At 40.2% G+C, this 15,477-nt stretch carries 8 protein-coding genes; all 8 read right to left on the bottom strand.

What is annotated here, in order from left to right:
* Positions 1 to 274: 274 nt before the first annotated feature.
* Positions 275 to 1,972 (bottom strand): hypothetical protein, encoded by a 1,698-nt coding sequence (locus MB380_RS15165; RefSeq protein ID WP_253526399.1) that lies wholly within the window; start codon positions 1,970 to 1,972, stop codon positions 275 to 277.
* The gene (locus MB380_RS15170) at positions 1,962 to 4,379 is read right to left on the bottom strand and encodes a hypothetical protein (protein ID WP_253526402.1); all 2,418 of its coding nucleotides are present in this window, start codon (positions 4,377 to 4,379) and stop codon (positions 1,962 to 1,964) included. Before MB380_RS15170 ends, MB380_RS15165 begins: the two co-directional genes overlap by 11 nt.
* Before the next feature lies 1 nt (position 4,380).
* Entirely contained in the window at positions 4,381 to 5,118 is a 738-nt protein-coding gene (locus MB380_RS15175) for a hypothetical protein (RefSeq protein ID WP_253526405.1), read from the bottom strand.
* On the bottom strand, positions 5,091 to 6,221 hold the full coding sequence (locus MB380_RS15180) for an AAA family ATPase (RefSeq protein WP_253526408.1): 1,131 nt from the start codon (positions 6,219 to 6,221) through the stop codon (positions 5,091 to 5,093). Before MB380_RS15180 ends, MB380_RS15175 begins: the two co-directional genes overlap by 28 nt.
* A gap of 20 nt (positions 6,222 to 6,241) precedes the next feature.
* Positions 6,242 to 6,889, bottom strand: a complete 648-nt coding sequence (locus MB380_RS15185) for a hypothetical protein (protein WP_253526410.1) — start codon at positions 6,887 to 6,889, stop codon at positions 6,242 to 6,244.
* A gap of 289 nt (positions 6,890 to 7,178) precedes the next feature.
* The gene (locus MB380_RS15190; RefSeq protein ID WP_253526413.1) at positions 7,179 to 11,351 is read right to left on the bottom strand and encodes a PA14 domain-containing protein; all 4,173 of its coding nucleotides are present in this window, start codon (positions 11,349 to 11,351) and stop codon (positions 7,179 to 7,181) included.
* A gap of 26 nt (positions 11,352 to 11,377) precedes the next feature.
* Positions 11,378 to 14,713, bottom strand: coding sequence for a hypothetical protein (locus MB380_RS15195; RefSeq protein WP_253526416.1), 3,336 nt, complete (start codon positions 14,711 to 14,713; stop codon positions 11,378 to 11,380).
* A 243-nt stretch (positions 14,714 to 14,956) separates the two neighbouring features.
* Positions 14,957 to 15,475, bottom strand: coding sequence for a hypothetical protein (locus MB380_RS15200; RefSeq protein ID WP_253526450.1), 519 nt, complete (start codon positions 15,473 to 15,475; stop codon positions 14,957 to 14,959).
* Positions 15,476 to 15,477: the final 2 nt, after the last annotated feature.

The following is a 15,477-nucleotide window of genomic DNA, read 5'->3' on the forward strand; positions in this document are numbered from 1 at the left end:
GCATTTGCCCTCTCTAAAATCAAACTAATGAGTTAAAAATCCAAACAAATGCCATGAATCTTTCTACCGGAGCGTTTCCGGTGTAAACAAAATACATCCGTCTTGTACAATTTGCATGGCTGTAACCCGGTTCGTGTAGTAGCCACCATCGCTGCCTTTGGCGCCAAATAACTGTTTTAGTGTGGGCTGGGTGTAGTAGGTTTTATTAATTACAGGGTTTAAACATTTATGATTTCACCTTTCATGCTTTTGCACATGCAAAAAGCACCTAAGGTTATGGTTTTCTCATTTTATATGCCTTAAACTTCATTATATCTTTAGTCAGGGATTTGTCCTTCGGATTAAAGTTTAAAAGCTCGGATGCAATTCGTGGCTGAGCTTCAATGCAGTCAGCAACAATTTCATAAGCAATGTCCCTCAAAGGCACCTGAATCGATGGGTGTTTATGAAATTCAATCTTGATAACCTGTAAAAAGGTTTCTTGCTTGCTTTTTTCAAGTTCATTGGCATAAAAACGTCTTATTTCATTTAACAGCAGTTCAGTATTTTCAATGTTTACGAAGTAATTATTAAGGCAGTTAAAAGCGTCCTGGTTCTGGTGCCAACCTTGCAGAAGAAGCGCTTGCCCTTTTAAAGGCTGTTTCATCTTTTTACGATAGATAATTGAGGCTCTTACATACTGTTTGTTTTTTATGTAATCTTCAACAACCATTTCATAATAGCGGTTGGCTTCTTTCGAATTCTTTAGCAGTGTATACAAGTCGGCTACTTTTTCAGGCTGTTGCAATTCTTTATAAATTTCTATGGCTTTCATATATAGGCGGCCTTTCTCAAAACACGTTGCCGCCCGGTCTCTATCTTTGCAATGCTTCAGGTAAATAGCTCCTGCTTCGCCATAGTAGCCTCCTTCTTCTAAAACCTGACCTGCCATGAACGGGTTATTCAGCAATTTTAGATAGACCGCTGCCGCCTTATGGTATTCCTTCTGAGCAACAAAATCTTTGGCAAGCTTTTCATATTGGTTTTGTAATGTTTCAAATTTGGACATATCTATTCTGGCAGCCCTGGAAGAACGCCTGTTTCCATCCGGTGATGCCTTAAAGGCTTTATAAATTAACCAGATGGCTATCAAAATTACAGGGATTGAAGAAGCATCCTTTTTATTGGTAAAAAATACTGCTATAAAAACTATGGCAGCAATCAATACCCATATTCTGGCTGCCAGACCAATTTTTGACCCTTCTCTTGATTCTCCGCCTATCGTTTTACCAAACTTAAACTTTCCGTCTCCTCCACCGCGATAACTACCCATAACATCAAGCGGAATACCCAATAGTAGAGCCTTTTCAGGATGTTTCTTCAGAAGTTCCAATAGTTTATCAACCTCCCTGTGATTGCCCTTCATTAATTTATCAATATTTAAAGACAGGTCATAAGCCGCATCGGTTTTTACCTGTTCTTCTATACTTTTGGCAAGGCTGTTTTCATCAGCCTGTATACTGATCGAGTGAAGCTTATCAGGAATATAAATTCCTTCAGAAGGGCGCGTTATTTCTGCCTCTGCTACATCTGGTAATTTTATTAGCTGGCTCCAGTCAATTTCTTCTGTTAGTTCTACCATACCTATATGCGGATGCATTACATAAGCATGGCCTGAAAATTGCCGTGACCATTCTGCCTGACTGATTTCAGGAAAAGTGATAGTGTTTTCAGGAATAAAAAGCTTGTTATTGATACACTGCATATAGTTGTTACTGCCAATATCGATAGGTTCTATCCCCTTTTCGGGTACAACAAGGCAACCGAATATTTTATTGGCTGTATTATCAGGCAGTGCATATATCCGGGCCTTTTCAGGGTCAATGCCCATTTTATATATGCCTTGCAGCCATTCCCGGGCATCAGAGCCTTTTATGAGTATTCCCTTTCGGGGAAAACTATTTTTATGAAAGGGCTTAATCTCAAACACCATGGCTTAGAATAGTATTTATAAATGGCTGTAAAAATCTCTTTTCAAATTCTTCTACTGATATTATCTCCATATGCGCAGGTTCTTCTTTAAAATAGTCTTTACTGCCTGCAAAACAAGAGTCTGTGGCCATTGCCAGCTCAGTATTCAGTGTAGTAGGCAAGTAGAAAGTTGGTATACTCCTATCACTACTTATAAATATCAGCATCCCCAACTTGTCTCGTTGTATGATACTGCCATCAGGAAAAAGAAACCTGTTTTCTTTTTTTTCATAGACACTTTCTATTGCGGGCACAAAATCTCTGCTTGTTACTAAACTGATTCGGGTGTAATTAGAAGATCTTTTATCAAAAGCGAGACAATGTTTACCAAGCTGTAATTGTTTTTTTTTCGTGACGAATAAAGGATTGAAGTTCTGCAATATATCATTCCCAACATTGCCTTTCTCAAATATATCAATCCTCTCTTTAACCTCCATAAAAAAACCATTTAAGTGTTCTAATGATTCAACATGCTTGATATGCAGTGCTTCGTTCTGAACAATTAATTTGAAGTTTTCTTTTATAGTTTTGTTAAAAAGGTAGAAGCCATTATTATAAAAAATTGAATAGTCGTAAGCTTGACCTTTTAATTGGATTTTTTGCTTATGAAATTCTCCGGTATTAAGATTGAGAACACTCACATACATTTTATTTGGATAAAAAGCGGCAAGTATGTAATTGCCATCTTCATTTACATCTAAAGCATACTTACCGTTTTGACTGACTGAAAGGTTTTGGAGCATTAGTTCTGCACCTTTGAGATGTCTAAAGTAATGATGGGCATCAGAAGGTATTTCTACCTGAGTTTTAAACAAATGTCCGGAATTTGTAAGCTGGTAAAACACGTCTTTATTAAGTGAGAAAACGGCAATACTCTTTTTAGGTGGTGGCAATAGTATCGGGTAATTCAAATCAGGTGTTGTATTGCCCCTCACTTTAGTGGCGTGTGGCTGCTGTGTTTTACCTGAAGGTGAGGGCTTTTGGCTCCATAGTTCTTCCAGCGGCAAATAAATATGCTGTATCAGTTTCCTTCCACGGTTTTGTACTTTAAAAAAGTTAATATTCCCATCTGCCTCAACTGTAATTATATATTTTATCTTATCATAGTTTTCGCTTAATGCTCGTTGCATATCAGTAGATGAAAGAGCATCTTCTGATGTTATTAAAAAGAACTCCGAGTGTTTCAGGTCAGTATTGATTGTCAGTATCTCATTAAGTAAAGCAGCTGTATCCAGTTTTGTACCTAAACTGTTAAGGCCATCTATCACATCAATAACAGTCTCTGCAACTACTTCCTTATATCCATTTCCTAAAGTGAATATCCTGCATTCAATATCTGTTTTTGGATGGGTTGCAATTGCCAAAGCCGATGCGAACGCAAGTATTTTGGGAGTACCCCAGTTTTTAAGTGAACAGTCTATCAACAGCAGGCGTACTAATTTGTCAGTCTCAGGAGGTACCTCTCTTTTTAAGTACAGTGCTTCGTTATTAGCAATACGCGTCATAAAAACCTCATCATCATTGGCGAACTCAGATATAAGCAATTTATCAAAATCACCTTTATTGGCAAGGTCGGATACACCACCCAAAGGCTGGTGGCTTGGTGCAGAATGATGCAGTGGTATGTTCAACCCTCCCCAGATACGATGAATAAGACTGCCAATCTGGAATGTCCTGCGCTCATGGATAAGCTCATCTACAAAACTTCGCGATGGCCCGGGGGTGGGTTCCTGCTCCATGATTTTTTCATTAAGCGCAGGCAGTGGCTCAGGTAAACCTGTTATAGCAGCTAAAACAGACTCAGTTGTAGGATATTTTACATGCAAATACGCCAGTGTATGAAGGTCTCTTTTAATATTAGTTTCTGGAAAAAGCTTTTTTTCGGCGCACTCTATAAGCAAACGCTTATTAGTCTTATAAGTGCGCATTATAATTTGTGCCTTATAATCTGCAACCCGATTATGGCAGCCTTTAAAAATTGCCTGCAATACTTGCTTTCTCTTATCGCCTGTTTTTAATTCAGGAGGCAGTTCAGTAAGGGTTTTCAGAAAGTTATGGGCATTTGTAAAACTTTTGGGATATTCTTGTGCTTTCTGTACAGTCTGACTCCTGTCTATTATCTCAAAGACTTTAATGAGTGAGTCCTCAGCTGTAGGGTTTGTGGCTATCAGTGCCAGCAGCAATGAGCCAAACGGTGGGAAGCCATCTAAAGAAAGCAGTTCCAGGGTTTCCATCACAAAGCTTTCGTAGGCTATGGTATTGCCTTCAGGTATTGAAAGGGTCTCAAAAACGCTGTCAGCAGCATGTATTTCGTTTTCCCACTCCCAAAAATAATTGTCATACGACTGGAAATAATTCTGAAAATCCATATTAGTTACCCTGCGGATAGGTTAAACGAAATGAACTTATAGAGAGCTGCACAAAAGCCACTTTTTCTATAGGTATGTAAGTGTTGTCATCCTGCCATAAAATAACCATGTTGTTCATCGGGTCTATCTGCTGTTTTAGCTTTTTGGCAAGCAGAGGTAATTCAAATTCAAAACCTGATGGCAGTAAAAAATCATTATTTAGCCAGTAGGTGCGCCCGGGCAAAGGCAGTAATGGTGTACCTGCAATGAGCAGATTATCGTCGATGCCCACCCATTTTAGCTTGTTGAGCCTTACTTTTGGCGCAGTCTGTATATATTCCCCAGCGTTTTTTTTGTCTGCAAGCAGGGCAAAAACGGGCTGCTCTTTATCAGCAGCCACTATTCTGATAGCAATTTTTTGTCTTATACCAAAATAATTATGGTTAAACGATGGTAACGTTAAAGGTAAAGTATAAGCCAATGGCGACCACAGATTGCCCTGAGGTAATTTCTTTACCGGCAAAAGGCTATCTTTTAAAAAAAGAAGCCCGTTTTTCAAATAATATACTTTACTATATGGCAGCCCTTTAATTAAAACGCTGTCAGCCTGCTCAGAGTTAATATCCTTTAGCCATAGAGTGTCTCCTTCAAAAGCTGCCCTTAGATTGTCCCAGTGCCTGATGGAGCCCAATGTTTCTTTATGGGCAGCAGGTATCTCCAGCAGGTAATCTTTTATAGCGTTTGCAGTATTTTCTGCCATAAGGCTTCAATTTCTTGTTGTATATATTGTTTTTGTTCGTTGTTCTTAATCCAGTCGCAACGGGTCTGCAAGTAACGGAGTTTATCTTTTATAACATTTTTCTCTTCAAAAGAGAGTGAGCTATCCTCCCATCTTTCGGCAAGCTGTCGCACATCTTTAATTACCTCCTCAGGATTCGGAGCCTTATTAAATGCGGCCTGCGGATGTGCCGCTGCATTTGTGTCTTTTTCTATAACCTTATTTATAATGCTTTCAAGCACTTCTATCTGTTCTTCGGTATCCCAAATGTATTTGAGTACCCATAAATCAGAAAGAGTTGCCTCTTTGCGGCCGCACATCAATGCACTTGCGGCAATAAGACTCTGAAGTTTCACAGCCCTTCTGTCAGATACTTTTATACCTGTGTTTCTAAGGGTGTGCACGAGGTCTGCATATTGCTGGCGGATGCCTTTCAGTTCTACATTCTTGCAGAATGCCTGTAATTGTATTATCTCTTCTGCATCTATGGTAGCAAGCTCGCTGGCAATAGAATTCTCTAGTTTCCACCCAGCTACGAGCACTTCATTCAACTGGTCGGGGTCAACATAATCACATTTAATACGAATAAGGAAACGATCAAGTAACGCATTGAGGGCTTCATCCTCAGGCAGTACGTTACTGGCCCCTACAAACATAAGTGCCGGTAGTTTTCTGGTTTCTTTGCCTCTTCTGAAAATCTTTTCGTTAAGTGCCATCAGCAAGCTATTTAAAATGGCAGAGTTGGCATTGAAAATCTCATCAAGAAAAACCATTGATGCCTCAGGCAACATGCCTTCTGTATTGGTGACAAGTTCGCCTTCCTTTAGCTTTTTAATATCAAAAGGGCCAAATATCTCATTAGGCTCCGTAAAACGGGTAAGTAAATATTCAAAATTTTTGCCCTGTGCTATTCTTTCTGACAAGGCTCTTACAATGGCACTTTTTGCTGTTCCCGGAGGCCCCAGTAAAAAGGCATTTTCTCTGGCTACAAGGCCAATTCCTAATAAATCTATTATTTCGTTCTTGCCTACAAAAATGCTTTTAAGCTCAGTTAATGCCTTGTTTAATTTTTCTACAGTAGCCATATATACTTTAGATGATTGCCCTAGGGCGTTGATATTTGGTTAGTGAATTCGCGCCATAAACTACTTTGATAATTGCCCAAATTAGCAAGTAATGCGCTGTTCATGTCGGGTTGTTCTGCCCATTCTGCTGCCTTTCTTTCTGTAATTCTGTCTAGATAAAGCTGCTTAAGGCAATTATTTTCAATAATGGTTTCTATATTCGTGTCAAAAAATTCTTCGTAAATGTCTATAGCTGAATAAGGAAATTGTTTAAGGTGTTGTTCTACTAAGGGTATCAGTGGGTCATTTACATCTATTTCTTCGAGCGCATTTTTCAACTTTGGCAAAAAGCGCAGGCATAAGTCAGCCGATAGCATAACGGATGCATCTATACTGCCTATGTACGGTGGAACAAGTAAGTGTAGCTCAGCCGGTTTTTTTTCACGATAAACAAATAGCTGTGCTACTGCATATATCGTTTTAGCTGCCCATAGTGCCGCCGACGATGAAAAGGCAGGAGGCGTAAAAGGATAATCAACACTTTCCTTCTCGTATTCACTTTTCAAAAAAACTATAACCTCTTGCTTCTCTTCATTAGGAATATCCTTCAATTTTTCATAGAGGGTAATGTGCTCATTAGCACGCAAATGATAGATTGTTTCAAGAAAAGGCTTGAGTGGGTAATTCATACAAAATTCTACCTGTTTAAAGAAAACAACTGATTTAGTCTATTAAAAATTTGAGGATTAAGTAATTTTACGATAAAGGATTTACAGAAATCTACCTATCAACAATTAGTAGTTAAGACTTGGCACCCACACTTAGCAATTATACTCAAAAAAAAGGCAAATCGATACCATTCAGCCTGATATCGATTTGAAGCCTATTTAGCTTGTAACTATCAATTTCACCTTGCCAGCTTAAATTGCCAGGCTGGCATAATGAAACTCAATAAAATTAAATATGTCATTTCTAAGGTTACTGAGGGTATAAATAAATAGTGTTAACGATTTGTTTACTTAATCCCTTATCATTCGACCATCGAAGTCTGGCTGCGCCAGTATAACCGCCATCCCAGATTTCAAATTTTATTGAATACTTTTGTCCGGCTTGTAAATACACAGTTTTGGTAGCTGTAAACTCGGTTTCCGGATGCGAAGTATTATCATCTATTAATTGTTCAGAGTTTATCCATAACCTGACACCATCATCTCCGGCACCGTAGAAGGTATAATTTCCGCTTACTGGTGGTTCTATATACCCTTCCCATCTCACAGAAAAATCATTATTTACACCTGCCACGGGCGATAAGGCCCATTCGAAGTCAATCTTAGGGTCAATTTTGGTTACAGCCGGGGTTGTCTGGTTCATACCACTAAAAGATGTAGTATTAAAATACCTGGCTGTCAGGCCGGTTCCGTTAGGTGGTGGTGTCTGTCTAACTGAAACGGTTAGAGAAGCAGCCTCTCCTTTAATAGATACAATACCAAACTTTGTTACTCTGTTTGAAATTTCTGTTGCTGTATAGGCCGGAACGGTTACACTAATCTGTTTGTCTCCATAAGCATTATACGGATTTGTGTTTATCCAGTTTTCGTTAACCGTGGCCGACCAAAATTTGCTTGATGTTACATTAACAAGTTCTGTTCCGCCCGCAGAGCCGAAAACAAGCGAACTTTTATCAACTATTAAAGTATTTGAGTTAGTCGGGCAACCTATAGGCTGAAATTTAAACTCCCGGTAAGAGCCTGTAAATGTAATGGCTTTTGTAAATCCACCTTCATCTGTCCAGTCGATTCCATAATTCTGGTTATATTGTCTGAAGTTGAAACGCTCATTTTCTGAAGGTGTTATGGTCCATTTTTGTGAGATTTTGTCACTAAAAAAACCTGTGCTTACTATTTTGGCCGGATGCTCGCCAAAAGGTATAAATGCCTCCAGGATTTTCCCCTGGAAATCTGACATTGAAATAACTTTGTAATAATCACCAACCTTCTCTAATTTCCATACCTGGTCTTTGTTTCCGGTATAACCTTTAAATTGGGTTGTATAATTTTCCATCATTTGTAGCACTTTATCGTTGGCCACACCTCTGATAACAAAGCATTTGTTATGTAGCAAATCTGATTCATTTGCCGTTGGTGTATACTTCGGATACAGGTATTGTTGAGGGATTATTTGTTTAGAAATACCAGCATTGCTAGACCATTTCAACTTGAATGCCCCAACTCCTCCCATATCCCATGCAAAAATTCTGATAGGGTATTTATATCCGGCCTTCAATTCTAAAGTTTTAAGGCCTTGCACTTCAATATCAAAATTATTTATTTCAGAATCAACTATCTTTTCGTTATTGATAAATGCCCTCATTCCATCATCCATATTTGCATAAAAGGTGTAGATACCGTTATCTGGCACTTCCAGGTAGCCTTCCCAGATAATCATGAAATCGAGTAGCATACCAGGAACCGGATTGCCACCATAGTTTACATTTACTGTTGGCTCAACCCTAATTAAATCAGGTGATATGGTTTTGATGGCTAGTGAATCCTGACCAACTATACCAGAAATTCGGTTATAATATTGAGCCAGTAAACCAGTGCCATTTGACACACCGGCCTGTCTTACATCTATTTCTCTTACTATTCCATCAATAGAGATTCTGATGGTTCCCTTTCTTTCCTCGCCGGCATTGGCAGTTACACTAAGCGTAAAAGTACCATTATTAACCCCCGAAACAATCGACCGGTTAAGCCAGGTGGAGTCGGTTGTTGATATCTGCCAGCTGGTATTTGATGTTACAGCAATACTTACTGACTGAGCCTTGTTTGAAAAAACCAGGTCATACTTGTCCAGCTCCAACTTTAAATCTTTAAGAACTTCACTCTGAACTTCTTTCCAGTTTGAAACATTGCCATTTTCGGTAACAGACCTTATCTGGTATTTATAGGCTTTCGTAAACTCTACTTTTTCATCTACAAAGCTATATGCAGTGGTATCGCCTGCTGAAACCACCGTTAGAAGTGACGGTTTTTCTTCAGGCGTTTTCACTTCAGCTCTGTAAATTTCAAATTCTTTGGCAGCATTCGGTGTATAACCCCAGTTTAGCTGAACGCTTTTGATTGAGTGCATGGCAACAGCTGTAAAAGGGGTTGGCATTGGTCTTTTCAGGGTGTCGGGCAATGACACCACATACAATTGCATACAATTACACTCTACACTGTTATTAAGCGCGGTATCGGCAGGCATGGCAGGTGCCAGATTAGGAGTGTTAAAGCACGACCGGTTGTTGGTGCCATCGTAAGCAATAATACTATAGACATACGATTTACCAGCCAAAGCAGTTGGGTCTTCCCATTCTATCGTATTATCGGTGGCGGTAAAGTATTTAACCCTCTGAAAATTACAATCTGAATTTGTCAGTTCTTTTCTGACAATCTCATGGCGTATTACCTTTCCTGCTATCTGTTTTTCAGGGCTCTGGTCAAAATAGATTTTCAATTTGCCATTACTGTTATACCCGTGCTTTTTTATGATGGGAGGCATAGGCCGACGGGTATCAGGCTTCTGATGCGTAATATAGGTGGGCAAAGATTCATTATAATTTGAATCATAGGCCATTACGGCATACTTAAACTGCGGAAACTCCATATTCAGCGATAGGGTATCAACCACATTCAACACCTTTCGTATACCTCTGCCCAGAAAAATCTTTTCAGTTTCGGCACCAACTTGCCTGTAAACCTGATAACCCAGCAGGTCTGGGTCTGTATTGGCGTTCCAGGAAAGAGTAATCCGGTAATCGCCATCTGTTTTTAATGTATTAATGGCAAGGCCTGTGGGTGCGGCAGGTGGGGTTCTGTCTATACGGGTAACAATATACGCCAGCGAGAAAGTGGTGTCTCCACCAATGCCCAGCGCCCCTATTCTGAAATAAACAGAGCTTGTGGTATCGCTTAGTTTATTAAATATGGTAGAAGCAGGTATGTTAAGGGTGGTTAAGGTTTTAGTGATAGCCGTAGTGCCTGAAACAACCGAATTGGCCGCAAACAAAGTGTCAGTTTTTGATGCCTGAATTACATACCCGTTAATATTATTGAGATGCTCGGTAGTCTGGGTAGTGGCTATCGGAAATTGCCATGTAAATTTATAGTTTGCACCTATTCTTTCAATATCTGTAAAACCCGGAATCTCTTTCAGTTCCCGATAAATTGTTGTGTCTTTGGTTGTACTGGCAACCTCGTCGCCAAAGTAAGAAATACCCGTTACTTTATACCGGTACATCTTGGTTGTGTTCAGTATTGAGTCTGAATAGTAGTTGGCATTCAGCTCAGTAAAGTTTATAAATGGCAAGGAGTTATTGGCCGAATCTACAGTTAAACGTTTAAAGGCTCCCCAGTTAGCGTCGCTTGTCAACTTTTCGGCTCTGTCAATGTAATAGCCTGCATATATTTTCCGCTCGCTGTCATCCTCCTCATTGGTGGTTACGCCCCACTTCAGAATTACCCGCCCTTTCGAGTCTTTGTTTTTTACAGTTTTAAGACCTTTCGGCTGTGGCAAAACCGTGTTCTGTACCTGAATAGGTGGCGAAGTATATCTGGCCTGAACAACGCTTGAACTGTTGAGCAACTCTACCCTGTAAGTATAAAAAACGCCTGTACTTACATTGGTATCAGTATATCCTAACCCGGCCAGCTTTGCTGCACCGTATCTTAAATCTGCTGCAAGCGAAGCCATAAAGTGCCTTTCTGAAAGCGCTCCGCTGATGAGGTTGTCCTTACTTGGGTTGGGGTTAGTACTGAACGGATAATATGCATTAAACAGAAGTTTATAGAACAGGTCATTCCAATTGGCCTGCCAGGCTGTGGTTGATGAGTCTGTTGATATCAGTTTCAGATTTGAGGTAGTAATTGTTTCCAGCGGGGTTCCCGTTGTATCACTGGTGCTATATTTCCTCCTGATCAGCCTGAAACTCCCGCCTTGTGTGGCAATATTCCACTTGGCAGAGTCTTCGGGCATCCAACGCATTAAAATCTGATTCGACGGGCTGGTTTTGGTCAGATACTTAAAATCAAAGGCATTTTGGCCAAAGGCTGTATCTGCGAAGAACAATAAAAAGCAAAGGGTAAATATATGTTTGTAAACTTTCATGTTTTTAAATCTTTGTGGCATAAGCATTAAATACCGTAGCAGTCTTTACCCAGGGTAACGCCAAAGTTGAGTGTCTTCCGTTTGGTAAGTCTAAGGCCAATCTGCCCGTTAAACTTCGATGGAGCAAAGCCCTGGGCCTCCAGCAAAACGCCCAGACCCGCACTAAATAACTGCACTTTTTTTCTAAAGATGTAAATACCTGCTCTGGCATTAACGATACCATACAACCTGCCGTTGGCTCTGAACTTGTTATTACAGGCAGGGTTACTGGCCAGTATCACATCAAGGCCTGCGGTGGCATCACCAATTATGTACCCAATACCACCATCCAGGTTATATTGCATCTTTATTTTCGCACCAAATGCAAATCCGTTTCCGTTAGCAACTGTGCTTATATCGGAGTAATTCCGGCTGGTACTTGGCGCATCGCTGCCCGAATAGCCAAAAAATGCCTGTACGTCAGGGTCAACCGGTATGTAGCTTGGAACGCCTCTTCCTATCATTAAATAAGCCGATGCCTCAGCAAAATTGCCAAGTCTGATACCAATGCGATTGTAGTATGAACCCAGATGGACATAAAAGCCTCCGTTAAGTTTTCCGCCAATATGAATTACCCCTCTTCCTGCCAACCCGTTGTTAATACCCACCAGTTGCATGCCCCCTGCCGAGGTATTGATATAAACCTCAGCCTCTGCGTGCAAAAATTTCTTTTCAAAATCAAGCATAAAACCCAGTGCAACCGCTATATCGCCTTTCGACTCTATGTCTGCCTGTGTCTGTCTGGTTCTGGCTTTGGTAGAGACACTATTCTGTGTATGAGGAGGAACCTTGTTAGTGGCCTCTTCAGTTGATAAACCTGTTGATGAATTGCCGGTGGCCATTTTAACATAGTCAGTCTTTAAATCCGGCGCTCTGTACTCACTGGTAAAGACACCATTACCCCACAAGGCAATGTTGTTTATACCACCATTATTGTTCATTGAAAAATCAATGCTGACCCTACCCAGAAACGTAGGCTTTAATGAAGTTCCTGCCTTATTCTGAATGCCTACCATGGCTTTAAAGCCAAATGCAATATTTTTGTCTTTGATGTATTCAATATCCGTACCGTTCAGCACAGGTTTCATGTTAAAATACACACCCAAACCTACACCGTTGATACCGAGGTCAAGAAATCCGGTTGGAATAGACCCGGAAGAAGTGGTGCCTGGTGTTATTATGGGGTCTCCGGAAGTATTATAAGTAACAACTGAAGGGGCGCTAGAGGCATAAAAACTGGCGTAACCGTATCTGTAATTATTCGCCTTGTCGTATCCGAACTTTACCTGCGCATCTACACCAAATGGAAATGGCTTTTTCATAGCCACTATCAGGGTTCCATCAAAGCCTTTATCGGTAGCGTTGTCAAAAATGTTTACATAGCCCAGAAAATCCATAGCCGTGGTTGAGCCATTGATTCTGATACTTTTCAGTTGAAACCCTTTAAATTTGAGTTTCCCGGTAGAAGGAATGTACTCCGACTTAAGTGTAAAGGTACTGGTACCGGAGAATCTGTTTTGTGCCAGTGATATTTTCAACCCCATACCAATGTTAATGATATTCGAATTGGCATTGGCTTCTTTGCTTAATTTTGTAACCACTACAGGAAAGTTAGCAATTCGGGAATTATCGCTACTTACATACTCAATGCCCTCAAGGCCTACCTCCATATTCCCGGTAGTTACATTCCTTTTGGCACTCAGCCCAGTAAACTGTATACCTTTAAAATTAATGGTCTCGCTGTCGGTGTAGGTTGGGCTGTCAGATTCTGACGCCGTGTATTTGCCTCCAATCTTCACCTCACCACTCAGGTATGCCGATGGGTAGAACTGCCCGTTTTGTACCAGCAGCTCAACCTTAGACCCTGCATATATTTTTCCTTTAGCAGGCCAGCATTTAAAGTTAATTTCTGTGTTTGTTACTGTATTGACAGAGAACAGAAAACTACCATCCTGATTGACACTGGCATCATACTGAAACAAGTCCGAATCGCCATCGCCCGTCATAGGGGTGCTTATACCCCCGCCAAAGCCTCCGTTGGTGAGTCTGTTCTGTACAAAACCCAGATTCAAAGAGTTGAGGGTTAACCGCCATTTAGAGGCGTCGCAGTCTGCCAGATTTCCTGTGGCACTTATCTGCCCCGTAAAACCTGAGCGGTCTATAATGGTATTACTTACATTCAAGCTAAAAGGCGTAACATTACCCCCGCTACTGCGACTTTTGAATTCTTTGGATAATAACACACTCAGGCTACCGATATACAAGCCCCTCCACTTTTCATCTTTATCACCCGAGTAGGCAGCCGGAAATGCTGTGCCGGGCATACCCATCTGTTTATCGCTTAAGTCAATAATAGCATTCTGTAACTTAAAGCCGAATTTTTCAAAACCGGCCACAGCAAAGGCTTTGTTTGTGTTGATAGGTATAACCAGGTCTCTTAAACCTGTTGGCCCGACCCAGATTCCGGAGCTACTATTATAGGTTTGAAGCGTTACTCTTTCATTACCTGCTATTACCTCACGTGTGGTTTCATTGAAAGGGACAATCACATTTCTTGGGAACACCACATCGGCGGCTATGCTCAGACCTGCAAACTTACCGCAATCGTATTGTATAAAGGTCTTGCTTAAATCGGTACTGGCAGCACTGGCTGCCCCTTTCAGGGTCATGGTCCAGCTTTTCATCGGTATCGGAAAATCTCCCAGTAATACCAGTTTGATAGGTGAGCCTGATGTGCCTTTCATACCGCCACTCCGGCTGATTCTGACACCCGATACCCCAAAGAACAAATCTCTCTCTTTTTGCTCTACATCGGGGTTATCAAGCATAAACTTGTACCTCACAAATATGGTGGCCTCGGCGTGGTCGCTGAAAAAGTTGACCTCGCTGATGCCCAGCATTATTTCTGAGTTGTCTGAGATAACCTCTTTAATACCCACAGGTACCTTAAACAGATCATCATAATTGATGTCTGCCAGCACCTTGTCTGGGTTGTTGTCAAGATGATTGAAAACCTTGGCTGCGGCGCTTCTGTCGTTTGTGGCAGAGGGGGGTACAAAGAGCTTCAGGTCCTCCATCTTGTCTACATAGCCCTGCGCACTCAGCTGGGTTTGTAGCTTGGCAAATGCCTTGTGCAGCTCTGCATTTACTGCCGCTTTAGGTACCGCAGCTTCATCCACTGCCACAGCAGCGGGTAGTGGTTTATCTGACTCCTTTTTCTTAGTACCCGGCCCGTCATCGCTGGCATGAGCCGCCAACGTAAAGCCGCATACTAATAACAGCAAAGCCCAGATTTTACATATAGGTTTGTAGAATTGCTTCATTTTATAGGTTTTTCTCTTTAAATATCACAGTGAGGATGGTGTTTGGTAATTTTATGCTCTTTTTACTTTTGGTTAAAAACATATTTCTAAATACTGTATTTCAAACTTTCTTGCGTTTTTCGAGACTATTTGAATAATCTTTATCGCTGTTAACATCTCCTTCTAATTGCTTCATCTTTTCCTCATTTAATTAAGAAGTTAAATACTCTTTGTCAATTTCTTTCAAGTCGCAACAGTAAGAAATTATATTTTTGCTCTTCTCTGCTTACTTAGTGGCAACATTAGATAGAATATATCAAACCCTCTATCGTCATAAATGTCTAATACTGTTATAAACTCTTCTTGATTTATACATACTTGAATCCTTAAGTTAAGTGCTGGCTCTTTAGCCATTTCATAATTAAAATGATTCTCCAATAATAATTTTAAAAAGAATTCATCTATATCTGTATCTTCTACGAAAATAACACCAGGAATTTTACCATAATTGTATGAAATACTAATATTGAAGTTATTATTGCTAGAATTATTGAAGAACTCTTTCAAAACCTCATCATTTTCCCAGTAAAGAATTTTATAGGTTACAGTTTTAATACATTTAATAGATAAGATGAATTTAATGATGAAGCCAGCCTTCTTTTTTAATTCAATATTTTCTATATCAAACCTACCTGTTATTATATTTTTACCCTTCTTACTTTTCAATAATTTAAGAAGCAGTATATCAAAATTTTCAGAATTGATAAAATTTTTACTCATCATTC

Source organism: Emticicia sp. 21SJ11W-3, from assembly GCF_024138715.1.
GTDB classification, from domain to species: domain Bacteria; phylum Bacteroidota; class Bacteroidia; order Cytophagales; family Spirosomataceae; genus Emticicia; species Emticicia fluvialis.

What these genes read in the sequence shown, in the direction of transcription:
- MB380_RS15165 (WP_253526399.1), bottom strand. Translation starts at nt 1,972, where the DNA reads ATGGTGTTTGAGATTAAGCCCTTTCATAAAAATAGTTTTCCCCGAAAG.
- MB380_RS15170 (WP_253526402.1), bottom strand. Translation starts at nt 4,379, where the DNA reads ATGGATTTTCAGAATTATTTCCAGTCGTATGACAATTATTTTTGGGAG.
- MB380_RS15175 (WP_253526405.1), bottom strand. Translation starts at nt 5,118, where the DNA reads ATGGCAGAAAATACTGCAAACGCTATAAAAGATTACCTGCTGGAGATA.
- MB380_RS15180 (WP_253526408.1), bottom strand. Translation starts at nt 6,221, where the DNA reads ATGGCTACTGTAGAAAAATTAAACAAGGCATTAACTGAGCTTAAAAGC.
- MB380_RS15185 (WP_253526410.1), bottom strand. Translation starts at nt 6,889, where the DNA reads ATGAATTACCCACTCAAGCCTTTTCTTGAAACAATCTATCATTTGCGT.
- MB380_RS15190 (WP_253526413.1), bottom strand. Translation starts at nt 11,351, where the DNA reads ATGAAAGTTTACAAACATATATTTACCCTTTGCTTTTTATTGTTCTTC.
- MB380_RS15195 (WP_253526416.1), bottom strand. Translation starts at nt 14,713, where the DNA reads ATGAAGCAATTCTACAAACCTATATGTAAAATCTGGGCTTTGCTGTTA.
- MB380_RS15200 (WP_253526450.1), bottom strand. Translation starts at nt 15,475, where the DNA reads ATGATGAGTAAAAATTTTATCAATTCTGAAAATTTTGATATACTGCTT.